Origin of the sequence: Streptacidiphilus sp. EB103A, assembly GCF_041261405.1 — a bacterium.
Classification (GTDB): Bacteria; Actinomycetota; Actinomycetes; order Streptomycetales; family Streptomycetaceae; genus Streptacidiphilus.
In genome coordinates this window covers 294,494-318,127 of the sequence record NZ_JBGCAQ010000002.1, presented here as the reverse complement: position 1 = coordinate 318,127, position 23,634 = coordinate 294,494, and the positions used below count along the sequence as shown (strand labels likewise).

Below are 23,634 nucleotides of genomic sequence, written 5' to 3'. Positions count from 1 at the left end.
CCCCCCGCGGGCCGTCAATCGCCCGGGCCTGCCGAGGACGCGGCCGGGTGGCGGCCGGGCGGCGACTCGGCCAGGACCTCCGGCACCGGACGGCGCGGCGTGGCGGGGCCCTCGGGCCCGTACCCCACCCGGAGCACCATCTGCGGACTCCCCGCGCCGGAGGTCCCGGGGTCGCGCAGCAGCCACCGCAGGTCCGGCCACTCCAGGGCCTGGTACAGCAGCGACGCCCGCAGTCCGTGGGCCGTCAGCAGCAGCAGGACGCGTTCCAGGGCCATTCCGGCCCGCAGCCAGTCGGCCGGGTGATCGGCGCCGGTGGAGAGCAGCAGCAGGCGGGGACGGTCCTCGAAACGCTGCGGCGGCGGCACGGCCCGCCCGCGTTCCAGTCCGGTGAAGTCGCGCATCGGCACGCGCGCCTGCGCGTCGCGCGGGCCGAGCGCCGCGTAGGGGATGCCGAAGGGACCCTCGTTCGAGTCCTTGAGCCAGGACCGGGTCTCCTCGAGCCGGTCCCGGGCCGCGGTACGGCGCAGTTCGGCGTCGGCCGTCAGCGACAGCAGGCGCGCGGACTCGGCCGGCCCCGGGCTGGTCAGCACCGCCCCCTCGGCGCCGGCGGCCTCGAACAGCTCGGCCAGGACGGCGCCGGGCAGTTCCTCGCCGGTGAAGGGCAGCCGGCTGCTGTGCCTGCGCGCGATGGACGGGTAGAGATCGGGGCCGCCGTCCGCGGCCGTGCGCGGCGGTCCGGCCAGGCGTACCGAGGCGAGGTGGCCCGGGTCGCTGGTGGTGGGCAGCAGCCGAAGCACGGGCTCCCACCCCAGGTGGGCCACCGCGACCCGGAGGTTGAGCACCGCCGCGCCGACGGAGACGTGCAGGGCCCGGCCGTCGGGATCGGCCAGCGGCAGCGCCCGCTCCCAGGCGGCGTGCACCTCGACGGTGCGGCTGTCGCGGTCCAGGTGGAACCGCCAAGGCTGGGTGTTGTGGATCGAGGGCGCGGCGGTCGCCGCGGTGACCAGGGCCTCCGCGGTCGCGGTGTCCAGCGTCGGGTCGCTCTGCATGGGAATCCCCTCCTCGGGGGGACAGGCTGGTACTGATTCGAGTATCGGGCGTCGCGGCGGGTCAGCCGTTCCAGGTCCAGTCGGCGACCTCGGGCAGGTCGGTGCCGTGGGCGCGGATCCAGTCGTGGTGGCGGGCCCGGACGTCGGCCATCTGCTGACGCACCCCGGCCGCGCGCACCGCCAGCCCGGGGACCCGGTCGATGACGTCCATGACCAGGCGGTAGCGGTCCAGGTCGTTGCGCACCACCATGTCGAAGGGGGTGGTGGTGGTCCCGGACTCCTTGTAGCCGCGCACATGCAGCTGGTCGTGGTTGCTGTGGCGGTAGGCCAGCCGGTGGATCAGCCAGGGGTAGCCGTGGTAGGCGAAGATCACCGGCTTGTCGGGGGTGAACAGGGAGTCGTACTCCTTGTCGCTCATCCCGTGCGGGTGCTCACCGGCGGGCATCAGCCGGGCCAGGTCGACCACATTGACCACCCGTACCGCGAGCTGCGGCAGGTGCTCGCGCAGCAGCTGGGCGGCGGCCATCACCTCCAGGGTGGGCACGTCCCCGGCGCAGGCCAGCACGACGTCCGGGTCGCGACTGCCGTCCTCGGTGCCGGCCCACTCCCAGATCCCGGCGCCGCGGGCGCAGTGCACCCGGGCCTGGTCCAGCGAGAGCCAGTCGAAGCAGGGCTGCTTCCCGGCCACCACCACGTTGACGTAGTCGCGGCTGCGCAGGATGTGCTCGCCGACGCTGAGCAGGGTGTTCGCGTCCGGCGGGAAGTAGACCCGGACCACCTCGGGGCTCTTGTTCAGCACGTGGTCCACGAAGCCGGGGTCCTGGTGCGAGAAGCCGTTGTGGTCCTGGCGCCAGACATGCGAGGTGAGCAGGTAGTTCAGCGAGGCGATCGGGGCCCGCCAGGGGATCTGACGGGTCGTCCGCAGCCACTTGATGTGCTGGTTGACCATGGAGTCAATGATGTGCACGAACGCCTCGTAGCAGGAGAACAGGCCGTGACGGCCGGTCAGCAGGTAGCCCTCCAGCCAGCCCTGGCACAGGTGCTCGGACAGCACCTCCACCACCCGGCCGTCGCGGGCCAGGTTCTCGTCCACCGGCAGCACCTCGCCCTGCCAGGCCTTGCCGGTGGCCTGGTAGACCGCCTGGAGCCGGTTGGAGGCAGTCTCGTCCGGGCCCACCAGCCGGAAGTCGCGCCGGGCGGCGGTGTCGGCCATCACCTGCTCCAGCAGGTCGCCGAGGATCCGGGTGGGCTCGTGCATCGTCGCGCCGGGCTTGTCGACCGGGACGGCGAAGCGCTCCAGCTCGCGCAGCGGCAGATCGCGCAGCAGCAGCCCGCCGTTGGCGTGCGGGTTGGCGCCGAGCCGGCGCTCGCCCTCGGGGACGTGCGACAGCACCTCGGCGCGGGGCCGGCCCTGCTCGTCGAACAGCTCTTCGGGGCGGTACGAGCGCAGCCACGCCTCCAGCTGCCGCAGGTGCTCCGGGTTGGTGTGGATCCCGTCCAGCGGGACCTGGTGGGCCCGCCAGGTGCCCTCGACCTGGAGACCGTCGACCTTGTCCGGTCCGGTCCAACCTTTGGGGGTGCGCAGCACGATCATCGGCCAGCGCGGGCGCTCGGTCGCGCCCTCCTCACGGGCCGCGCGCTGGGCGGTGGTGATCGCGTCGTGGGCCCGGTCCATGGCGTCGGCCATCGCGCGGTGCACGGTGATCGGGTCGTCGCCGGTGACATGGATCGGCTCGTGGCCGTAGCCGCGCAGCAGCTCGTCCAGCTCGGATTCAGGGATGCGGGACAGCACGGTCGGGTTGGCGATCTTGTAGCCGTTCAGGTGCAGGATCGGCAGCACCGCACCGTCATGGACCGGGTCCAGGAACTTGTTGGCGTGCCAGGAGCCGGCCAGCGGGCCGGTCTCGGCCTCGCCGTCGCCGATCACACAGGCCACCAGCAGGCCGGGGTTGTCGAAGGCCGCCCCGTAGGCGTGGGCCAGGGAGTACCCCAGCTCGCCGCCCTCGTGGATGGAGCCCGGGGTCTCCGGTGCGACGTGGCTGGGGACGCCGCCGGGGAAGGAGAACTGGCGGAACAGCTTCCGCATCCCCTCCTCGTCGCGGGTGATGTCCGGGTAGGCGCCGGTGTAGCTGCCCTCCAGCCAGGAGTTCGCCAGCACCGCCGGGCCGCCGTGGCCGGGCCCCCAGATGCAGATCGCGTCCAGGCCGCGGGCCTGGATCAGCCGGTTCAGGTGGGTGTGCACCAGGTTCAGCCCCGGCGAGGTACCCCAATGGCCCAGCAGTCGTGGCTTGACGTGCTCGGCCCGCAGCGGCTCGCGCAGCAGCGGGTTGTCCAGCAGGTAGATCTGACCCACGGCCAGGTAGTTGGCCGCACGCCAGTGCGCGTCCAGGGTCTGGACCTCGGCGTCGGTGATGGACTGGTTCATGGCGGGTCGCTCCGGTGGGAAGAGGGACAAGGCGGGAGGCGGCGCAGCACGGTGGCCGAACCTGTCCGCTCCAGACTGCCCCGGCTCCGCGGGCCCGGCACAGGGCCGAACGGGTCCAAGAGCGGGGCCTCGGTCCAGGGCCGATAGGCCCTGTCCGGCCGATCGTTCCCGCCGCGATCCGCACCGCGTTGCGCTGTTCGGCCGCAAGGCGGGGACCGTTCGGCCCATCCCCGGGCCCGGCGCAGGGGGCAGTCTTGGGCTACAGGCAACATGAGAACACGTCTCCCGGAGGAGGCCGCGATGAACGTCAGCACCGCACACCGCCCGCTCGACGCCGGAGCACTGGAACAGCTGCTCTCCGCGGCCGCGGCCGCGCCCTCCATCCACAACACCCAGCCCTGGCGCTACCGGCTCCGCCCGGAGACCGCGACCCTGGAGGTGCGCGCGGTTCCCGAGCGCGCGCTCCGGGCGATCGACCCCTCCGGACGCGCCCTGCACGTCTCCATCGGCGCCAGTCTGTTCAATCTGCGGGTGGCCGCGCGCCACCTCGGCTGGGAGCCTGCGGTTCGTCTGCTGGCCGATCCCTCCGAACCGCAGCTACTGGCCACCGTCAGACTCTCCGAGAGCCGCGGCACGTGCGCCGGGGCCGGCCCGGATCTCTTCGACGCGATCTGGCGCCGCCACAGCAGCCGCCTGCCGTTCACCCCCCGCACCGTTCCCACCGGCATCATCGCGGAGCTCGCCGAAGCCGCCCATGTCGAGGGCGCGGTGTTCGAGGTCGCCGCCGAAGCCGAGGTGCGGCGGGTGCTGGGCCTGACCGCCGAGGCCGAGCACCGCACGCTGGCCGACCCGAGCCGCAGCCAGGAGAGCCGGCAATGGCTGCTGCGCGCCGAGACCGGCCCCTACGGGATCCCGGCCGCGGCACTCGGGCCCCAGGACGCCTTCGAGCGCATCCCCGTGCGCGACTTCACCGCCGAACGGTATGCCGCACGGCTGCCGGCCGCCCCCTTCGAGCTGCACCCGCTGATCGCCGTCCTGTCCACCGCGCACGACAGCCGCGTCGACTGGCTGCGCACCGGTCAGGCCCTGCAGTACGTGCTGCTGCTGGCCACCGCCCACCAGCTGCGCAGTTCCCTGCTGCACCAGGCGATGGAATGGCCCGACCTCCGCACCTCCCTGCGCGACCCGCGCCGGGGACACGGACACGTGCAACTGCTGATCCGCCTGGGCTACGGGCCCGAGGGGGCATCAAGCCCCCGCGGGGCGTGCGAGCTGGGCATCGCCGCGTCGCAGCAGCCGAGTTCTCCCTGACTTCCACCACCAGCCATCCAGGAGATGAAGATGTCGATCACCTGTGTCGTCGCGGCAGTCGACGGCTCCCCCGCAAGCCTGCACGCGCTGGACTGGGCCGCGGACGAGGCCGCGCGTCGCGACGTGCGCCTCCTGGTGGTCTACGCCTGCCTGTGGGAGCGCTACGAACTCCCGGAGATGGACGAAGGCGACCCCACGTCAATCCGGGCCGTGGCCGACGACGTGGTGGCCGACGCACTGCGGCGGGCCGCCACCCGACACCCCGAGATCGAGGTACAGACCCAGATCATCCCCGAGGACACCGTTCCCGCCCTGCTGGGGCTGCACCAGCTGGCACCGCTCCTGGTGCTCGGCAGCCGTGGTCACGGCGGCTTCGCGGGGCTGCTGCTCGGCTCGGTGAGCCTGCGGGTGGCCGGACGGGCCACGTACCCGGTGGTCGTCGTGCCCGGCGCGGTCCAGGAACCGGGACACCGCAACGGCCGGATCGTGCTGGGCCTCGGTATTGACGACCATCCTGGCCACGCCCCGTCCTTCGCCGTGGCGGAGGCGCAGCTCTGGGACGCCCGCCTCGACCTCGTCCAGGCCTGGCCGCTCCTGGCCGGCGCTCCCGACCCGGTGGCCGCCGCTCAGGAGCGGCTGGACGCGATGAGCCTGCCGGGTGCGCAGGCCGCGGGCATCAAGATCCACCGGCAGGCGCTCCAGGGCGGCCCCGCCACGGCCCTGCTGGCCGCCGGGGCCGACGCCGACCTCATCGTGGTCGGGGCCCGGCGGCGGCACGGACACCTGGGCCTCGGACTGGGCGCGGTCAACCACGCGGTCCTGCACCACGCCCCCTGCCCGGTCGCTGTGGTGCCGGAGCCGTAACCACGGGCGACGTACGGCCGCGGTCCCCCGGGCCCAGCGGTCCCTCGTTGGGGACCGAACGGCCCTGGGGACCGCTGTGCTGACGGGCCGACAGTAGGGCGAGGAAACCCTATCGTCCGAGGCCCGCCCTTCCAGGAGGCACGAGAGCCATGCAGCAGCACACCCTCGCGCCCGGCGCGCCCGGCGCCGTTGACTGCCCGTCATGACCGTCGACGCCCCCGCCCCGGACCACTCCTCCGACACCCCGGCACCGGCGGCCCGCACCGCCCACGCCCTCAAGCGGCTGGTGATCGGCCAGGCCCTGCGCAGCGAGGACCTGGGCCGGACACTGCTGCCCAAACGGCTCGCCCTGCCGATCTTCGCCTCCGACCCGCTGTCCTCGGTGGCCTACGCGACCCAGGAGATCCTGCTGGTCCTGGCCGTGGGCGGCACCGCCTTCCTGTACCTGGCCCCCTGGGTCGCCGCGGCCGTGGTCCTGCTGATGGCGGTGGTGGTGCTGTCCTACCGGCAGGTCGTGCACGCCTACCCCAGCGGCGGCGGCTCCTACGAGGTGGTGCGCAGCAACCTGGGCCCCAACGCCGCCCTGGTCGTCGCCGCCTCGCTGCTGGTGGACTATGTGATGACCGTCGCGGTCTCGGTCGCCTCCGGGGTGGACAACATCATCTCCGCCCTGCCCTCGCTGGCGGGCCACCGGGTGTCGATGGCAGTGGGGTTCGTGGTCCTGCTGGCGGCGGTGAACCTGCGCGGGGTCCGCGAGTCCGGGCGGGCCTTCGCCGCACCCACCTACCTGTTCATCGGCGGAATCCTGCTCATGGTCGGCACCGGCCTCTTCCGCGTGGCGATGGGGCACGGCCCCGTCGCCTCCAGCGCGGTGTTCGGCATCGTCCCGGTGACCGGGAAGGACTCCCTGACCGGGCTGGGCCTGCTGCTGCTGGCCCTGCGCGCCTTCGCCTCCGGCTGCACCGCCCTGACCGGTGTCGAGGCCATCTCCAACGGCGTCCCCGCGTTCCGCGTGCCCAAGGCGAGGAACGCCGCCACCACACTCGCTGTGATGGGCACCGCCGCCGTGGCGATGTTCGCCGGCATCACCGTGCTGGCCCTGACCGCGAAGGTGCACATCACCGACAGCGCCTGCCGGCTCAGCGGCTTCCCGGGCGACTGCCACACCGCCGCCCAGCCCACCGTGATCGCCCAGCTCGCCGCCGCCGTCTTCGGCGGGAACCACAGCATGCTGTTCTACGGCATCCAGACCGTCACCGCCCTGGTGCTGATCCTGGCCGCGAACACCGCCTTCAACGGCTTCCCGCTGCTGGCCTCGATCCTGGCCGAACACCGCTACCTGCCGCACCAGCTGCACACCCGGGGCGACCGCCTGGCGTTCTCCAACGGCATCCTGGCCCTGGCGGTCGTCGCCGCAGCACTGCTCTGGATCTACGATGCCAGCGTCACCAGCCTCATCCACCTGTACATCCTCGGCGTCTTCACCTCCTTCACGCTCTCGCAGTTCGGCATGGTCAAACACTGGAACCAGGTCCTGGCCACCCAGGCCGACCCCCGCGCACGCCGTTCGACCATGAGGTCACGGGCCATCAACACGGTGGGCGCCTGCGTCACCGCGCTCGTCCTGGTGATCGTCCTGATCACCAAGTTCACCGAGGGCGCCTGGCTGGCCGTGGTCGCCGCACTACTGCTGTGGACGACGATGCCCGGCATCCACCGCCACTACGACCGGGTCGCCGAGGAGCTGGCGGTCCAGGATCCGCACGCCGACTCCGTCCGTCCGGCCCAGATCCACGGCATCATCCTGGTCGCCAAGGTCCACAAGCCCACCCTGCGGGCCCTGGCCTACGCCCAGGCCTTCCGCACCACCACCCTCACCGCGCTGACCGTCTCCGTGGAACCCGACGCCACGGCACGGCTGGAGCAGCAGTGGGCCGACTTCGACATCGACGTCCCGCTGCACGTGCTCGACTCGCCCTTCCGCGAGGTCACCCGACCGGTCGTCGGCTACGTCCGCGAGTTCCGCCGTACCAGTCCCCGAGACGCGGTCGCCGTGTTCATCCCCGAGTACGTCGTGGGCCACTGGTGGGAACAACTGCTGCACAACCAGTCCGCGCTCTGGCTCAAGAGCCGGCTGCTCTTCACACCCGGGGTCATGGTCATCAGCGTCCCCTGGCAGCTCACCTCCTCCCACCACGCCGACCATCCGGCCCGCCGGGCCCCCGGCACCGTCCGCCGCGGTGAACCGCACACCCTCGCCTCCTTGGCCACCGTGCGCGAACGGCCCCCGTCCGGGCTCTGAGGGCTGCTGCGCCCGGCACGACGCGACAGCGCCACCGCAAATGGGGCCGACCGGCCCTGGTCCTGAGTCCCGTGGCAGGGAAAGATTCACTACAGCCCGCCGCAGCGGACCGAGCCAGGAACACGGAGTCGTGCCATGCCGGAGAGCACTGAAGGAGCCAAGTCCAAGGGACCCGTCCGGGTCTTCCTCCTGGACGACCACGAAGTGGTGCGCCGTGGTGTGCACGACCTCCTGGACGCCGAGCCGGACCTGGAGGTGGTCGGCGAGGCCGGCACCGTCGCCCAGGCCCTGGTCCGGGTGCCGGCCCTGCGCCCGGACGTGGCGGTTCTGGACGTGCGGCTGCCGGACGGCGACGGGGTGAGCGTCTGCCGGGAGCTGCGCTCGCAGATGCCGGAGCTCGCCTGCCTGATGCTGACCTCCTTCGACGACGAGGAGGCGCTGCTGGACGCGATCATGGCGGGCGCCTCGGGCTACGTCCTCAAGCAGATCACCGGCACCGACCTGGTGGCCGCGGTGCGCACGGTCGCCTCCGGCCAGTCCATGCTCGACCCCGGCGCCACCACCCGGCTGATGGCCAGGATGCGCGGTGACGCCGTCAAGGACCAGCAGCCTCCGGACGCCCTCTCGGCCCTGACCGAGCGCGAGCGCGAGATCCTGGCCCTGATCGGCGAGGGACTCACCAACCGCCAGATCGGCCAGCAGCTGTTCCTGGCCGAGAAGACGGTCAAGAACCACATCTCCCGGCTGCTGGCCAAGCTCGGGGTGGAGCGCCGCGTCCAGGCCGCGGTCATCGCCACCCAGACCAACGAACACGCCGCGCGCAGCGCGTCGGCGACGGGCCGCCCCCGCGCCTGACCGTCACCCGGGCGGAGACCCGTACCCGGCCCCTGCGGGCCGGCTAGGACCGCTCCAGCGGCGCCCGCCACACCAGGCGGGTGCCGCCCTCCGCCGCCGCGGACGCCTCGAAGGACCCTCCCAGCCGTCCGGCGCGCTCGGCCAGGTTGGCCAGCCCACTGCGCCGCCCCGCGGGGGGCATGCCTACTCCGTCGTCGTTCACCGTCAGGACGACTTCCTTGGCGGTCGCCTGCAGGGCCACCTCGACACGGGTGGCCTGCGCGTGGCGGGCTGTGTTGCTGAGTGCTTCCGCGAGCACCGCCATCACCTCCTCGGCCAACTGCTGCGGCACGTCGGTGTCGAGCAGGCCCTCCATGCTCAACCGGGGGGCGAAGCCGAGCAGGTGCTGGACCTCCCCGACCGCCTGGGCAGCCCGCGCCCGCAGGGCCTGCCCGCCCTGGGCCTCCCGCGCGCGCAGCCCGAAGATCGTGGTCCGGATGATTTTGATGGTCTCGTCCAGGTCCGCGATCGCCCGGAGGACGCGTTCCGACGCGCCGGGGTGCTCGATGAACCGTGCGGCGCTCTGCAGGGTCATCCCGGTGGCGAAGAGCCGCTGGATGGCGAGGTCGTGCAGGTCGCGGGCGATCCGGTCGCGGTCCTCCAGCAGGGCGAGCTGGTCGGCATCCCTGCGCCGCACAGCCAGTTCCATGGCCAGCGCGGCCTGGTCCGCGAAACCCAGCAGCGGCCCGATCTCCTCGGCGGTGAAGACGGGTTCCCCAACCGCCCGGGCAAGCAGCAGCACCCCTTGGATCTCGGCGGTGGGCGGGGCCCCCCGCGCCCCCCCCCCCCCCCCCCACCCCCCCCCCCCCCGCGGGCCCGCGGGGGCGGGCCGGAGCCGGCGCCCGTGCCCGGCGGGGGGGGGGGGCCGCCCCCGCCCCCCCCCCCCCGGCCCCCCCCCCCCCCCCCCCGGGGGGGGGGGGGGGCGCCCCCCCCCCCCCCCCCCCCCCCCCCGACCCCATCCCCTCGAACCTGCGCGGCCCTGCGGGGAAGCGCAGATCCGTGCGCAGATCCGCGCTGGTCTCCGGAGAAGCGCCGGCGAAAGCGGCACCGGACAGGGTGCCGTTGACCGGGATGGTCAGCCCCAGCCGCGCGGGGGCGTCCGCACCCAGGGCGAGTTCCACCACGAGCTGGTCGGTACCGGTAACCGGCACCGTGACGTCGGCGAGCACGGCCCCGGTTATGTCCATGCCGCGCTGAGCGATCAGCTGCAGCACCTCCAGGCGCTCCTGGCCCGACAGCAGGCTGCGGGTGATCTCCGCGCCGGCCTGCAGCCAGCTCTGCCGGCGCCGGCCCTCCTCGTAGAGCCGGGCGTTGTCGATCGCCACGCCGGCGGCCACCGCCAGGGTGGCGATCACCGCCTCGTCGTCGGCGTCGAAGTCCTGGCCGCCGTTCTTGTCGGTCAGGTAGAGGTTGCCGAACACCTGGTCGCGGACCCGTACCGGGACCCCGAGGAAGGTGTGCATCGGCGGGTGATGGGCCGGGAAGCCGTGTGAGGCGGGGTGGTCGGACAGCTCGGTCAGCCGCAGCGGTTCCGGGTGGCGGATCAGCTCGCCCAGGATCCCGTGCCCCGAAGGCAGCGAACCGATCGCGTCGACCTGGTCCTGGTCCAGCCCCACCGTCAGGAACTGCGACAGGGTCTCCCCGTCCGGGCCGATCACGCCGAGAGCCGCATAGCGGGCGTCGACCAGGACCGCGGCGGCCTCCACGATCCGGCGCAGCGCCTGGGCCAGGTCCAGCTCACGGCCCACCGACATCACGGCCTCAAGCAGGCTCTGCACCCGGTCCCGGGTGCCGCGGGCCGCGTCGATCCGCGACTGCAGCTCCCCCAACAACTCGTCCAGGCGAAGCTGGGGCAACCGGGCCGTCGCCTCTTCCCCACTCACGGGCTACCTCCACAGTGCTGCATATGCCGAGACCTGTCGGAGGTCACCGTAGCGGGTCAAGGCCCTGATGGTGAGCCGTGCCGAGCCTTGCCGACGCGGTGCCAAGGGGGCCGATCGGCGGCTGCGGCGGGTCCCTCGGCCCATGCCGGGACCCGCCGCACCGGCGAGAGTGGAAGAGGAACAGGAACTGGCCGAACCCCGTCCAGTCACCCGCTGACCACCGCTACCGGGAAGGAAATCTGACGATGCGACACCGAATCGTGGGAGAACTGATGACGCCGGGCGTCGTGAGCGTCGGCCCCGACACCCCCTTCAAGGAGATCGCCCAGCTGCTGGCGGGCAACGACATCACCTCCGTCCCGGTCATCGACGACCAGGACCGGCCGCTGGGTGTCGTCTCCGAGGCGGACCTGCTGCGCCACGAAGCGGCCGGCGAGGACCCCAACGGACTGCTGCCCAAGCCGCGGCTGTCCGCACGCGACCGCGACCGCAGCGAGGCCACCACCGCACGCGGACTGATGACCAGCCCCGCGGTATGCGCCCGCCCGGAGTGGACGGTCGTGGAGGCCGCCCGGGTGATGGAGCAGCGGCACTTCAAGCGGCTGCTGGTGGTCGACGAGGCCGGCCGGCTGATCGGCGTCGTCAGCCGCAGCGACCTGCTGCGCGTCTTCCTGCGCCACGACCAGGCCATCCGCGAGGAGATCCGCCACGAGGTCGTCGGCCGGGTCCTGGGCCTGTCCCCGGACCAGCTGGACGTCAAGGTCGCCGACGGCATGGTCACCCTGTCGGGCACCCTGCAGCACCGCAGCGTCGCGCACGCCCTGATCCAGCTGGCCAAGGGCGTGGACGGAGTGATCGCGGTGGTCGACCAGCTCGGCTACCGCTTCGACGACACACCGGCTGCCGCCCGAAGCGGTCTGGCCCCCTGAGCATAGGCAGCGCAGTCCGGAAGTGGGGTACGGCGGGGCCCGAGGCCTCGTCGCACCCCACTTCGTTGTCTTAGGGACAGGGACCATCGGCGGCTGCCGGAATCCGCGCCGCTCCGCCACAGTGAAGGGGGTATGCGGCCGGACCGCGCAGCAGCAGGCACGAGGAGAACCGCCCATGGACGAAGCGACGGCTGCGATCGAGCTGCGGTCACTGGCCAAGAGATACGGTCCGGTAACCGGTATCGAGGATCTCGACATCACCGTGGAGCGCGGGGAGGTCTTCGGCTTTCTCGGCCCGAACGGCGCGGGCAAGACCACTACGATCCGCTGCCTGGTCGGCCTGCTCCGTCCCAGCTCGGGCCGGATCCGGGTGCTCGGCCTCGACCCGATCGCGGACCACCGCCGGCTCGCCCCGGCCCTCGGCTACCTGCCCGGCGAGCTCCGCCTCTACCCGGAACTGACCGGACATCAGTCCCTGCGCCTGCTGGGCGACCTTCAGGGCGTCCCGACACCGCGCCGGGACGAGCTGTGCGAACGCCTCGGGCTGGACGCGCAGGACCTCGCCAGGCCGGTCCGGGACTACTCCCGCGGTATGAAGCAGAAGCTCGGCCTGGTCCAGGCCCTCCAGCACCAACCCCGACTGGTGGTGCTGGACGAGCCCAGCGAGGGCCTGGACCCGCTGGTGCAGGAGACCTTCTTCGACCTGCTGACCGAGACCGCCGCGGCCGGAGGCACCGTGCTGCTCTCCAGCCACGTGCTGCCCGAGGTCCAGCGCGCTTGCGCCCGGGTCGCGATCGTTCGGGCCGGCCGCATGGTCACCGTCCAGCGCGTCGCGGCCCTGCGCGAAGCACGCGCCCGCAGGGTGCAGCTGACCTTCGCTGACGCCCTGGGACGGCGGCCGCTCGGTGCCGCCGAGCAATGGGCGCCGCTCTGGGAGGGTGACCGGGTCCGCCTGCTCGTCCCACCGGACCAGCTCGTCACCACCCTGCGCGAACTGCTCGCCCTGCCCGTCGCGGACCTCACCGTCGAGGAAGCCGGACTGGACGAGGCCTTCCTCGATCTCTACCGCACCCCTGGCTCCGGCTCCGGCCCCGAGGACGAGACTGAGGTACCGTCATGAGAGGCCGATTCCCGCTGCTCTGGCTGGCCCTGCACCGCCGCCGCCGGATGCTGGCCGCCCTCGCCGCCGCTCTGGTCGTCTTCGAGGCACTCATCGTCGTCGTCGCCCGCACGATCGCGCCCACCCAGCTGTTCTCCGTAGGCGCGGGCAGACAGCCCCCAGGTGCGTTCAAGGCCTTCAGCGGCTCCAACGGCGACGTCTCCATCGCCTCCTACCCCGGCCTGCTGGGCGCCGGCCTGGTCCACCCCTTCTGGATCGCCATCCAGCTCACCGCCATCGGCTCCCTCGCCGCCGCGACAGTCGCCGCAGACGTCGAGTCCGGCACCATCGAACTCCTGATGGTGCGTCCGCTCTCCCGGATCCGGCTGCTCGCCGAGCGCACCGCCGCCCTGGCCGCCACCGTCGTACTGCTCAACGCCGCCGCCACGCTCACCATCGCCGCCGGAGTCGCCCTCACCCCGCAGTTGCACCGGGCGGTCCCGCTCAGCGGGGTGTTCATCGCCGGGCTGCTCGGCTGCGGCTTCTGCCTGTCCCTGACCGGCCCCGCCCTCGCGGTCTCGGCCGCCGGCAGCCGGCGCGCGCAGGTCGTCGGCACCACGGTCGCCCTCGGCGCGGTCGGATTCGCCGTCAACTTCATCGCGCAGGCCTGGTCTCCCGCTGCGCCACTGCGCTTCGTCACACCCTTCCACTACTACACGCCCGGCGACGCCCTGGCCCACGGCACCGTGCCCTGGCTCTCCCTCACTGTCCTAGCCGCCGTCGGCATTACCGGCCTGGCCGCGGCCACTGCCCTGCTGACCCGCCGCGACCTCGCCCGCTGAAACCGGCGGTCACCCCGGAAGCGGGCACAAGTCGAGCCCCGTGCGGGCGTCGCCGATGCGACGCCCGCACGGGGCTCGGGGGCCGGCGTCAGCGGAGCCAGCCGTTACGGCTGACGAAGGGCAGCCGGGCCCACAGCCTGCCGAGGCTGAAAGCGGTGCCGGCGGCGCTGACCGCGACGGCGATCATGATGGCCGCGAACATGACGTGGTAGTCCACGACCGGGTTGCTCGACATGGTCGCCGCACCGGCCGAGGTGTGCCGGGCGAGCGGCCATTCGGCCAGCCACATGAAGGCCATCATCGCGGTCCCGGCGGCGGCGGTGAGCTTCAGCGCGACGCCGCTGACCAGACCGATGCCGATGCCGAGCAGGCCCAGCATGAACAGCCAGTCGACCAGGCCGCTGCCGGCCCAGGAGTGGAAGGTGGACTCCATCGGGCCGGCGGAGACCCCCTTCAGGAAGCCCTTGGTCGGCGAGCCGCCGTTGACCCAGCTCCTGGCGGCCGGAGTCGCGTAGCCCCAGCCGAAGGCCTTGTCGAAGAAGGCCCACAGGAAGACGAAGCCGAGCAGGGTCCGGGTGGCGGCCAGGGCGTACGCGGCGATGGCCGTCGTCACGGCGGACTCGGAGGTCGCCGCGACCGTGGCGCCCGCGCTCCGGCGCCAGGTCGGGAGGTGGAGGCGGAGGTGCTGCTGCGGGTTCTGGTGGAGTGCCATGATGCCCGTTCCTTCCGGTCATGGGGCGAGTTGTCGTTGCCCCTTCAATGTCCAGCTGTGGTAAGGCAGTTCGCAGAGGGCATGCGGCCCTGCCAGGGGCCCGAAGGTCCCGTTCCCGGCGCTCAGCACGGCTCCGGACGGGCCCCGGGGGCCTCGGCGAGCGCCTGCTCCGCCACCGCCCCCAGACGCTGCGCCTGGCGGCACAGGAAGGCCCCCTCGGCATGCCAGCGGGTCAGCGACCTGCGGTGCCGGCGGGACGGCAGCCTGCCGTGCCAGTCCTGAACGGCGATGCGCAGACAGGTGTCCTCGACCATGGCGGCCATGAGGGCGGGACTCTCCAGGACCGCGACGAGTCGGACGGTGCACCTGACGCAGTACAGGTAGATGCGGGCGTCCTGGATCGACCGCCCGCCGGATGAGAGGTGGTCAGGTGCCGAGCCGTCGAACTCCTTCATCACGTGCTCCCTGTGAAGTCTGGCGGCCGCATCGCCGCTCACCTCTACGGTGCTCCGTGACCGGCCCCGGCCACGAGGGCCCGTAGGGTCCGCAGCAGGGCCCGAACGTCCCTGCCCGAGAGGGCGGTATGTGAATTGATGTCTGATATGCCGTCACTCGAACGAGTGATTCTCGCGTATCCGTGCTGGCCAGTCGATGCGGCGGTGCTGGGCTGTTCTGCGTGAGCGACCGCTTGCCGTACAACACCGATCTATCCGATGAGTGCTGGTGTAGGTTCGCATTTCTGATGTCCTTTTCTCATTGGCGGTGTCCCTCGTCTGTCCCAAAGGACAGGGAATTGAGACGAACTCCCGTTTGACCGTTCACTCGTAGTAGTGCTGTTCCCGGTCCTGAACTATGCAGTGGCGCCCGCCGGCGCGATGGTGAGGATGTCTCAGCTGGTCTGGGCCGGAGGGTTCCTCCTGCGTCCGTGCAGTCCGGGGGTTGGGCCATGTCTCGTGTTGGCGAAGTGTCAATGAGCCTTCGCCGTATGGACGGGACGATCAACGAGGACCGGTCCTGGCCGACGACGGGTGTCGACATCTTCGAGCCGTCGGTGTTTTGGCGGACGTTCCGGTGGCAGTACGGCCAGAAGCATTACTCGGGCACGTACTGGTCCGGAACCATGCGTGACCACGTCGTCTACGAGTCCAGGCTGGAGCTGACACGCCTGCCCTACGCCGACTTCGATCAAGACGTGAGGGCCGTCTTCGCCCAGCCGTTCCTCCTGTCCACCACAGCGGACGACCGACGGCGTCGCCATGTCCCGGACTTCCTCCGCTGCGGGAGAGCAACGTGCCGCTGGTCGTCGACGTCAAGCCCTGACACCTGCTCACAGAGATCCGGGAGACGGATCTGTACGGCGCGTCACTGGGCGAGGCGTTCCACGCCTTTCCGCGCCACCCGCAGTGGAAGGTGCGGGCGGCAGTCCTGCGACTGCTGTGGTGCCAGCACTTCACGACGGACCTGGCCACGCCGCTGTCCGAGAGCGACGAACTGCGTCGAGCGCCGGCCTTCGTGACCGGGGTGCTGGAGTGCGAGTCCAGGGTCCTGATCGTCGATGACCTGCACTTTTGAAGTGGACAGATAAAAACGGGAGGGAGGTCAGCAACCACTTCAAGCACATCGCGAACGAGTTCCCGGTGACGCTGATCTTCATCGGTATGGGCCTGGAGGACCGGGGCCTGTACTCCGAGGCCAGCGAGATGGGTGACATCACGCTGGCGCAGACCGGCCGCCGGACCACCCCGCTGACCATGGACGTGTTCGGGCTCGGGACCGACAAGCAGCACTGGGAGTGGCGCTACTTGCTGTTGGCGATCGAACAGCGGATCGTGCTCAGCCGTAAGTCCCCCGGCATGCTCGCCGAGGAGCTGTCCGACTACCTCTACTACCGCTCCTCGGGCCATATCGGCTCGCTGATGACACTGATCAACAGGGGCTGCCAACGCGCGCTGCCCGGACGGGCGCCGAACGCCTGGACAAGAGCCTCCTCGAACGCGTGAAGCTCGACGCCGCAGCGGAGCGGGCCCGGAAGGCGACGGAGCTGAGTTTCAAACACGGGACCATGACCAGCATCCCGACGGGGCCTCCGCCTCCGGGAGCCAAGCCGGCGGTGGGCTCGGAGTGAAGCCGACGCGGTCGCTGCCGCTACGGCTTGCGCCGGTCCCCCGGGAGGCCCTCGATTCGTGGCTGGAGGCCCAGGCCGCCCAGCTCCGCACCCCTATGAACGAGTTCCTGACCGAGGTGGGGCTTACTCGACGAGTTCACGACGCCTGGGCGCCAACGCGCACGCTGGCTGTTCTGTCTCGACCCGGCACAGGCCGAGCGCCTGGCCACGGCGACCGGTGCCACGCTGACGGCTCTGCGCGCCACGACGCTGGAGCACTTCGACCAGCGCGCCCTGCTGATCGACCGTGACCGGGGCGCTGTGCACCGCAGACAGATCTGGAGCCAGGGCACGGGAGCCGGCTCGCGCTTCTGCCCCGACTGCCTTGCCGAGACCGGGGGTCGGTGGCAGCTGTCCTGGAGGTTCGGCTGGTCCTACGCCTGTGTGGCCCACCGCCGGCTACTGGCCGACACCTGTCCGCAGTGCAGGGCCCGGCAGCGACGCTATCCGCACTCCGGTATCAACATTCCGAGCCCTGGCCTGTGTGAACGCCCCGATCTGGGACCGGACAGCGTCCGACGAGCCCGGTTCCGATACCCGCCGCACCACACCCGGACGCTGGCGCTTGCTCCCTGCCGTTCCCGCTGCTGGCGGACTAGGGGACGCGCACGCCTCCCGAAGGCGGCCACAGGCGCCGACCATCGCAGGAGCGGAGCAGTTCCCGCCGCTGCTGCGGCCAGCCGTCGGAACCCGCAGCGGCCGGCGCCAGCTACTGCGGTTCCTTGAAGCCGCCCGATTTCCCTCCCTGAAGGCCTTCGCTCGCGAAACGGGCCTGGATCCGACCACGGTGGCACGGCAGATCCGCCGACTGGAGAGAACCCTTGACGGCCAACTCCTGATCCACGGCGGCCACGGCCACCCGGCCCGTCCGACCCGCCTCGGCAAGCGAGTACTCGCCGTCACCGCGCAGTGGGCCGACCGACTCAGTGACCTCCACAGGCCGCAGCACAGGTCGAAAATCGAGGCGTCTGTTGCCGAGAACGCCCCGCCCTCGTTTGGTCACAAGGAATGACGAGCGCAGCGTCCTGGACCGCAGCTGTGCCTGCCCGCCGTTCGCCCGGTGGCGTTGATCGCTGCTCTCCAGTCCGTCATCCGGCGCGTTCACCCTGTTGCCCGTGCTTACCGCCCGCTGGGTCCCCGCCGCTAGACCCCCGACGCGATTGGCCAGGCGCATCTGGCCGCTGGGGACGGCGCTGCCCGAGCCGGATCGTCGTCGACAGCTGACCCGACGAAACACCAGGACTCCGACGGCTCACCGGTCGTCGGGGTCCTGACGCGCCACCGCGCCCGGCGGCCGGTCCTCCGGTGTCGTGAGGGCGGTGAGCGCGTCGCGCAGGCCGGCGCGGGCGGTGATGCCGAGTTTCGGGAAGACGTTGTAGAGGTGTCCGCTGACCGTGCGGGCGGACAGGTGGAGCCGTTCGCCGATTGCCTTGTTCGTCAGCCCCGAGGCCGCGAGCGCCGCGATCTGCAACTCCTGCGGAGTGAGCAGGATGTCGGTCGAGCCGGTCTGCCGCCGGGACACTCCGGTCGCCGCCAGTTCGTTCCTGGCGCGCTCGGCCCATGGTGCGGCCCGCAGCCGATCGAAGATCGCCAGCGCGGCGTTGATGCGTACGCGTGACTCGACGGTGGCCCGCTCCCTGCGCAGGTGCTCGCCGTAGGCGAGCAGTACGCGCCCGCGCTCGAAGGGCCACAGATTCTCGGGCGCAGCTGCGAGGGCCCGCTCGAAGTGGGCGCTCGCCGCCTCCCCCTCGGACACCAGCCCCTGCGCCGCGGCCACGAGCATCGACCAGCGGGAGGAGATCCTGGAGATGCCCATCCGCAGCATCGCCTCGACGTAGTCCCGCGCCTGGTCCGACCGGCCGGTCCGAACGGCCGCCTCGACGAGGTCGTAGGCGACGAACAGTTGCAGTTGCCGAGCGGTGCCGGATTCCAGTCCGCGGGGGCTGATCCTGGTCGCCTCCGCGTACGCCGTCTCGAAGTCGCCGCGGCCGATCGCCGCGAGGGTCCGTACGCGGTACACGTGCTGCGGCACGATGAAGGCCTGACGCGGGATCGACCAGGCCAGCATTGCCTCCAGCGGTTCCTCCGCTTCCTCCTGCTGCCCGAGCGCGGCTGCGGCGAGTGCCCTGCTGTAGTGCAGGAACCAGACGAAGTTGACGTACCCGTAGGATTCGGCGCGCTCCAGTCCCTCCTCCGCGAAGCGCTGGGTGTCGTCCCATCGCCCGGCGAGGTAGCTCTCCGCGCAGAGCAGCATGAGCGCGTTGGTGACGGAGGCGACGGCGCCCGTGCGGGCGGCGTCCTGCCAGACGCGCAGCAGCGGTTCGCGCAGGTCGGCGAGGCGGTCGACGTCGTTGGCGACGTATCCCACGCGGATGATGTGCCCGGGGTCGAGTTCGGTGGCCAGGGTCGCGATCTCCTGGTCCAGGGCGTGCAGTGCCTCCGGGGAGACCAGGGCCGGATTGGACACGACCTCGGAGCGGATCAGCAGGCCCTCCGGCAGCATGTCGCGGTACCTGTCGACCAGTTCGAGGTAGGGGTCCCACATCTCCTTGCGCCCGTTGAGCGAGGCGATCACCGACAGGACCCAGATCGCGGCGTTGATCTCCTCCGCGGTCGGCTCCGCCTCGGGGGCGCGCAGAGCGGTGGTGAGCACCCGGAAGGCCGAGACGACGTCCGCGTCGGAGTACAGCATGAGCGAGGCCGCGGCCGAGGCGGTGGCCAGCGAGCCGACGTTGGCGTCCAGGCGGCGCGCGTCGGTGAGCAGTTGGGAGACCGACTGCAGGTCTCCCATGACCTCGGCCGCGAAGTACGCGGCCCCGGCCAGGCGCTGGGATCGGTGCTCGGGATCCGGGCTCAGGTCGGCCGATCGTGTCATCGCCGCCACCGCCGCGGAGGGGTCTCCGCGTTTGAGTGCCTGGATCGACTCGTGCTGCAGGAGGGTGGCGACCTCCTCGTCGGGGCCGAAGGACGCGTCGGCGAGGTGCCAGGCACGGCGTCCCGGATCGGCGCGGTGGCAGTCGGCGAGTGTCCGGTGGGCCCTGCGGCGTTGCTCGGGGCGGGCCAGTTCGACGACGGCGGAGCGCACCAGCGGGTGGCGGAAGACGATCGAGTGGCGGCCGTCGACGACGATGATGCGCTCGCGTTCGGCGAGGTCGAGATGGGTGGCGGCATCGGGTCCCACCACGCTCTCCTCGGACAGCGCCTGGCCCGAGCCGTCCAGGGCGAGCAGCAGGAGCAGGTCCCGGGTCTCCGGCGGGAGCGCGGCGATCCGGGCACTGAACATCCGGGTGAGCCGCTCGGTCAGCGGCAGCACGGCGGGAAGCGTCTCCGCCGTGGGGTAGCGGTCCGAGGTCAGCGTCGCGGGTAGCTCGACCAGGGCGAGCGGGTTCCCCTGGGATTCGGAGACGATGCGCCGGCGCACGTGCCCGGCCAGGTCCGGGTAGCGGGTGAGCAGCAGGGCTTCGGACTGGGAGTGGTCCAGGGCACGGATGGTGAGGCTGTTGACGTCGCCGCGCATGCGCAGGGGCTCCCCGGTCGTGCGGACCGTCGTGAGCATGCGCACGCGGGTTCCGGCGACCCGGCGGGCCACGAACGACAGGACGTCGGCGCTGGCGTCGTCGAGCCACTGGGCGTCGTCGACGATGGCGACCAGCGGCTGTTCTCGTGCGGCGAGCAGGAGCAGGGACAGGGCCGCGGTGGAGATGAGGATGCGCGAGGGGGTCGTGCCGCCGCCGAAGCCCAGTGCCACCCGCAGAGCGCTCTCGTGGTCCGGGTCGAGCTCCGCGAACAGCGGGACCAGTGGCACCAGCAGCTGGTTGAGTCCGGCGAACGCGATATTGGCCTCGAACTGAGCCCCGGCGGCCCGCAACGTCCTCATGTTCCGGGCGCGGGCGAGATCGGCGGCGGCGTCGAGCAGGGCGGATTTCCCCACACCGGGATCACCGAACAGGGTCAACGAGCCGCCGAGCCGGGCGGTGTCGTCGATCACTGCCCGGATGAGGTCCAGTTCGCTGTTTCTGCCGGTCAGGCCGGTCCCGACGCCTGGACTCTCGGTGCCCTGGTGCTCTGCGTTCATGCGGAGGTGCCTCTTCCGGAGTGAAATAGGCCTGCGGTCACCTCAAGGAATGTGGAATGACGATCCCGGATTTCGTGAGTGCCTCGACTCTATTCGACACCGCACCGCGCTGCCTCGTCCTGTTTCAACGCCCGGGTGCGGAAAATTATGCGTCGGGCGGCCGCCCTGGAAGAACAGCCACCCGGTAGCTGCTGGGGGGCCTGGGCTCTCGGGCTGTGTCTAGGGGGCGGTGGTGGCGGCGTCCTCGATGAGGCGGGTGACGGTGCCGGGGTGGGAGATCATGGCGACGTGGGAGCTGTTGATCTCGATGGTGTGTGAGTGGGCGCGCTGGGCCTCGAATCGCTCCACAGGTGCGCCCAGTGCCTGGTCCTGGACCAGGTCGCCGGGCAGCGGGTGCAGGGCGCACACCAGTGCGCGGAAACGGGCGACCGTGGCACTGACGGGTCCGATGCGCACGGTGGTGCGCTCGTGCACGGCGCGTGCGTGGCAGCGCAGCAGGGCGTTGAGTCCGGAGCAGTCGATGAAGGTCACCGCGCTGAGGTCCACGGTGATCGCGGCCGGTCGGCAGCGCAGGTAGGCACAGATCTCGGCTTCCAGGGCCGGTGCGGTGTGCAGGTCGATCTCGCCACTGACACGCAGGGTTCTGCCGTCCGGGGTGCGCTGCCCGGTGATGCGCAGCCCCGGAACGGGTCGAGGGGACGCATCACCGGGATAGGGCGGGGCGGCTGCGTTCATGCGGCCCTCGACGCGGGGTGCGGAGTGTCGCGTTGGCGTTCGGTCAGGCCCCCCAGATTCCGTATGGCTGACGGGTGCTCAGCGCGAACGCGGCGCAGTCATCGAGGACCGGGCAGGCCCGGCAGACCTCCATGGCGCGTTGTTCACGTTTGCGCCGGCGCTGGCCGCGTTCGCCGGGGGTGAGAAGAACACGGCCGATGCCATGCCCCGGCAGGCGGCCCCGGCGTGCCATTGCCAGGAGTCGAGCAGGGGGACGAGGGGACCGACGCTCATGGTTGATGTCTTCTCCGCGGGAGGGGTTCGTTGGAGGGCCACCCTCATCGCCGCCGCCCTGACCGAGGCCATGGGTGGCTGCGGCGAGGGGAGCGCAGCAGGGCTCGCCGGGGGGAGCTGGTCAGAGGGCCTGGCTGAGTGCCTGGAACTGGGCGTTGGTCAAGGTGACCTGCGCGGCGTGGATGTTCTCCTCTAGGTGGGCCACGCGGGAGGTACCGGGGATGGGCAGCAGCACCGGGGAGCGCCGCAGCAGCCAGGCCAGGGCCAGCTGGGAGGGGCTCGCACCGTGCTCCTTGGCGAGCGTGTCCAGCGGGCCGCCCGGGCGCGCCAATCGGCCGGTGGCCATCGGGAACCACGGGATGAAGCCCAGGTTCTCCCGCTCGGCGTACTCCAGGACGTCCTCGGCACCGCGATTGGCCAGGTTGTACAGGTTCTGCACGGAGACGATGTCCGCGATCTTCCGGGCTTCCTTGATCTGCTCCACGGTCACCTCCGACAGGCCGATGTGGCGGATCTTGCCCTCCTGCTGCAGCAGGAGCAGCTCACCGACCTGGTCGGCCAGCGGGACCTTGGGGTCGACGCGGTGCAGCTGGTAGAGGTCGATCCGCTCCAGGCCCAGGTGGCTCAGGCTCAGTTCGGTCTGCTGCCGCAGGTACTCGGGGCGGCCGAGCGCGCGCCAGTCGCCCGGGCCCGAGCGGGAGAGCCCGCCCTTGGTGGCGATCACCAGGTGCTGGGAGTACGGGTGCAGGGCCTTGCGGATGAGCTGCTCGCTGACGACCGGGCCGTAGGAGTCGGCGGTGTCGATGAAGTTCACGCCCAGCTCGACGGCCCGGCGCAGCACACGCACGGCCTCCTCGGGGTCCATGGGGTCGCCCCACACTCCGGGGCCCGTCAACTGCATCGCACCGTAGCCGAGCCGGTTGACGGGCAGGTCGCCGCCGAGGCGGTAGACCCCGGAGGCCTCGGCGGGACGTGCGGTTTCCTGTGTCATGAGCTGCCTTCCTGATCGAATTCCCCTCCGCAGGGAGGGGCTTTGCTGGGGCGCTGCGACCCTCACACACCAAACGGGCCAGGGAGTGCGTACTCACAGTCGTGCGCCTGTCCTGGCGGGGCGTGACGTGGTTGTCGGGTTGAGGCGTAGGAGCCGGTGTGGGCGGTGGGCGGGCAGGGGCGGCGGTAGTCGGCGCCTGCCCGCCCACACGGTGGGTGTCAGGAGGCGAGGAAGTCCACCAGTGCGGCGTTGACCTGGTCCGCGTGGGTCCACAGCAGCCCGTGGGGGGCGTCGTCGATCTCGACGTACTGCGCGGCGGGGACCGCCTTGGTGAACTGTCGTCCGGTGGCGTCGATCGGCAGGATCCGGTCGGCGGTGCCCTGCAGGATGAGCGCCGGCACGTCGATCCTGGCGATGTCGGCGCGCATGTCGGTGTGCCAGCTGGGCACCACGGCCGAGGACGCGTACGGGGACATGCGCGTGGCGGTGTTCCAACTGCTGCGCACCGCTTCCTCGCTGATGCGGGTGCCCAGGTTCACGTCGAGGTTGTAGAAGTCGTTGAAGAAGGTGGTGAACCAGGCGTACCGGTCCTGCTGCGCGGCCGAGATGATCCCGTTGAACACGGCGGCGGGAAGGCCGGTGGGGTTGTCGGGAGTCTGCAGCAGGAACGGTTCGATGGGCGCCAGGAACGCGACCTTGCGCAGGTTCGCGGTGCCGTGGGCGCCGATGTAGCGGCCGATCTCGCCGGTGCCCATCGAGAAGCCGACCAAGGCGACGTCCTTGAGCCGCAGCACGTCGAGCAGCACGTCGAGGTCGTTGGCGAAGGTGTCGAAGTCGTAGCCGGTGGTGGGCTGGCTGGACTGGCCGAAGCCCCGGCGGTCGTAGGTGATGACGCGGTGCCCGGCCTTCAGGAGCGCGGGGATCTGCAGCTCCCAGGATTTGCCGTCCAGCGGGTAGCCGTGGATCAGCACGACGGGCGAGCCCTGGCCGTGGTCCTCGTAGTACAGGTCGACATCGGTGGTGTTTTCCTTGGCGACGGTGATGTAGGGCATGGCTTTGCTTCCTAACCGGGAGGGATGGGACGGG

At 71.4% G+C, this 23,634-nt stretch carries 19 protein-coding genes and 2 pseudogenes; 11 read left to right on the top strand and 10 right to left on the bottom strand.

The annotated features are described in order from the left end of the window. Positions 1 to 14 precede the first annotated feature (14 nt). The gene (locus ABH941_RS04375) at positions 15 to 1,049 is read right to left on the bottom strand and encodes a nitroreductase family protein (RefSeq protein WP_370127211.1); all 1,035 of its coding nucleotides are present in this window, start codon (positions 1,047 to 1,049) and stop codon (positions 15 to 17) included. 61 nt (positions 1,050 to 1,110) lie between these two features. Further along, on the bottom strand, positions 1,111 to 3,474 hold the full coding sequence (locus ABH941_RS04370) for a phosphoketolase (RefSeq protein ID WP_370127210.1): 2,364 nt from the start codon (positions 3,472 to 3,474) through the stop codon (positions 1,111 to 1,113). A 300-nt stretch (positions 3,475 to 3,774) separates the two neighbouring features. Here ABH941_RS04370 and ABH941_RS04365 point away from each other — a divergent pair, with 300 nt between their 5' ends. From ABH941_RS04365 to ABH941_RS04350, 4 genes are all read left to right on the top strand, one after another. Then, entirely contained in the window at positions 3,775 to 4,785 is a 1,011-nt protein-coding gene (locus ABH941_RS04365; protein WP_370127209.1) for a hypothetical protein, read from the top strand. Between the two features lie 30 nt (positions 4,786 to 4,815). Continuing rightward, positions 4,816 to 5,649: a universal stress protein gene (locus tag ABH941_RS04360; protein WP_370127208.1), complete on the top strand. Its 834-nt coding sequence runs from the start codon at positions 4,816 to 4,818 to the stop codon at positions 5,647 to 5,649. 202 nt (positions 5,650 to 5,851) lie between these two features. Next, positions 5,852 to 7,951 carry an APC family permease gene (locus tag ABH941_RS04355; RefSeq protein ID WP_370127207.1) on the top strand — a complete coding sequence of 700 codons (2,100 nt, stop codon included), beginning with the start codon at positions 5,852 to 5,854 and terminating at the stop codon, positions 7,949 to 7,951. Positions 7,952 to 8,086: 135 nt separating this feature from the next. After that, positions 8,087 to 8,806: a response regulator gene (locus ABH941_RS04350; protein ID WP_370127206.1), complete on the top strand. Its 720-nt coding sequence runs from the start codon at positions 8,087 to 8,089 to the stop codon at positions 8,804 to 8,806. Between the two features lie 43 nt (positions 8,807 to 8,849). Here the strand turns inward: ABH941_RS04350 and ABH941_RS04345 are convergent. Continuing rightward, a pseudogene (locus ABH941_RS04345) lies at positions 8,850 to 10,728 on the bottom strand (GAF domain-containing protein). Positions 10,729 to 10,973: 245 nt separating this feature from the next. Here ABH941_RS04345 and ABH941_RS04340 point away from each other — a divergent pair. From ABH941_RS04340 to ABH941_RS04330, 3 genes are all read left to right on the top strand, one after another. Continuing rightward, positions 10,974 to 11,657, top strand: a complete 684-nt coding sequence (locus tag ABH941_RS04340) for a CBS domain-containing protein (RefSeq protein WP_370127205.1) — start codon at positions 10,974 to 10,976, stop codon at positions 11,655 to 11,657. 175 nt (positions 11,658 to 11,832) lie between these two features. Continuing rightward, positions 11,833 to 12,777, top strand: coding sequence for an ABC transporter ATP-binding protein (locus ABH941_RS04335; RefSeq protein ID WP_370127204.1), 945 nt, complete (start codon positions 11,833 to 11,835; stop codon positions 12,775 to 12,777). After that, entirely contained in the window at positions 12,774 to 13,598 is an 825-nt protein-coding gene (locus tag ABH941_RS04330) for a hypothetical protein (protein WP_370127203.1), read from the top strand. The genes ABH941_RS04335 and ABH941_RS04330 overlap by 4 nt, the downstream gene beginning before the upstream one ends. A gap of 88 nt (positions 13,599 to 13,686) precedes the next feature. On the opposite strand, the gene ABH941_RS04325 is transcribed toward ABH941_RS04330, so the two are convergent. Beyond that, positions 13,687 to 14,310 (bottom strand): hypothetical protein, encoded by a 624-nt coding sequence (locus ABH941_RS04325; RefSeq protein WP_370127202.1) that lies wholly within the window; start codon positions 14,308 to 14,310, stop codon positions 13,687 to 13,689. Between the two features lie 122 nt (positions 14,311 to 14,432). Continuing rightward, complete coding sequence (locus ABH941_RS04320; RefSeq protein WP_370127201.1) at positions 14,433 to 14,765, bottom strand: hypothetical protein; 333 nt, start codon at positions 14,763 to 14,765, stop codon at positions 14,433 to 14,435. 955 nt (positions 14,766 to 15,720) lie between these two features. Here ABH941_RS04320 and ABH941_RS04315 point away from each other — a divergent pair. From ABH941_RS04315 to ABH941_RS04300, 4 genes and pseudogenes are all read left to right on the top strand, one after another. Continuing rightward, positions 15,721 to 15,882 (top strand): hypothetical protein, encoded by a 162-nt coding sequence (locus ABH941_RS04315; RefSeq protein ID WP_370127200.1) that lies wholly within the window; start codon positions 15,721 to 15,723, stop codon positions 15,880 to 15,882. Between the two features lie 65 nt (positions 15,883 to 15,947). Continuing rightward, the gene (locus tag ABH941_RS04310; RefSeq protein ID WP_370127199.1) at positions 15,948 to 16,310 is read left to right on the top strand and encodes a hypothetical protein; all 363 of its coding nucleotides are present in this window, start codon (positions 15,948 to 15,950) and stop codon (positions 16,308 to 16,310) included. A 281-nt stretch (positions 16,311 to 16,591) separates the two neighbouring features. Continuing rightward, positions 16,592 to 17,200 (top strand): annotated as a pseudogene (locus ABH941_RS04305) (TniQ family protein); the annotation flags it as partial. Beyond that, a complete protein-coding gene (locus ABH941_RS04300; RefSeq protein ID WP_370127382.1) occupies positions 17,115 to 17,486 on the top strand; it encodes a LysR family transcriptional regulator in 372 nt (123 codons plus the stop codon). The pseudogene ABH941_RS04305 and the gene ABH941_RS04300, both read left to right, overlap by 86 nt. Before the next feature lie 240 nt (positions 17,487 to 17,726). Here ABH941_RS04300 and ABH941_RS04295 read toward each other — a convergent pair whose 3' ends face one another. From ABH941_RS04295 to ABH941_RS04275, 5 genes are all read right to left on the bottom strand, one after another. Next, entirely contained in the window at positions 17,727 to 20,549 is a 2,823-nt protein-coding gene (locus tag ABH941_RS04295) for an AAA family ATPase (protein WP_370127198.1), read from the bottom strand. A 219-nt stretch (positions 20,550 to 20,768) separates the two neighbouring features. Next, positions 20,769 to 21,284 carry an STAS domain-containing protein gene (locus tag ABH941_RS04290; RefSeq protein ID WP_370127197.1) on the bottom strand — a complete coding sequence of 172 codons (516 nt, stop codon included), beginning with the start codon at positions 21,282 to 21,284 and terminating at the stop codon, positions 20,769 to 20,771. 43 nt (positions 21,285 to 21,327) lie between these two features. Beyond that, complete coding sequence (locus ABH941_RS04285) at positions 21,328 to 21,417, bottom strand: WhiB family transcriptional regulator (RefSeq protein ID WP_370127381.1); 90 nt, start codon at positions 21,415 to 21,417, stop codon at positions 21,328 to 21,330. A 261-nt stretch (positions 21,418 to 21,678) separates the two neighbouring features. Continuing rightward, positions 21,679 to 22,548 carry an aldo/keto reductase gene (locus ABH941_RS04280; RefSeq protein WP_370127196.1) on the bottom strand — a complete coding sequence of 290 codons (870 nt, stop codon included), beginning with the start codon at positions 22,546 to 22,548 and terminating at the stop codon, positions 21,679 to 21,681. Positions 22,549 to 22,766: 218 nt separating this feature from the next. Continuing rightward, positions 22,767 to 23,600 (bottom strand): alpha/beta fold hydrolase, encoded by an 834-nt coding sequence (locus ABH941_RS04275; RefSeq protein WP_370127195.1) that lies wholly within the window; start codon positions 23,598 to 23,600, stop codon positions 22,767 to 22,769. Between the last annotated feature and the right edge of the window lie 34 nt (positions 23,601 to 23,634).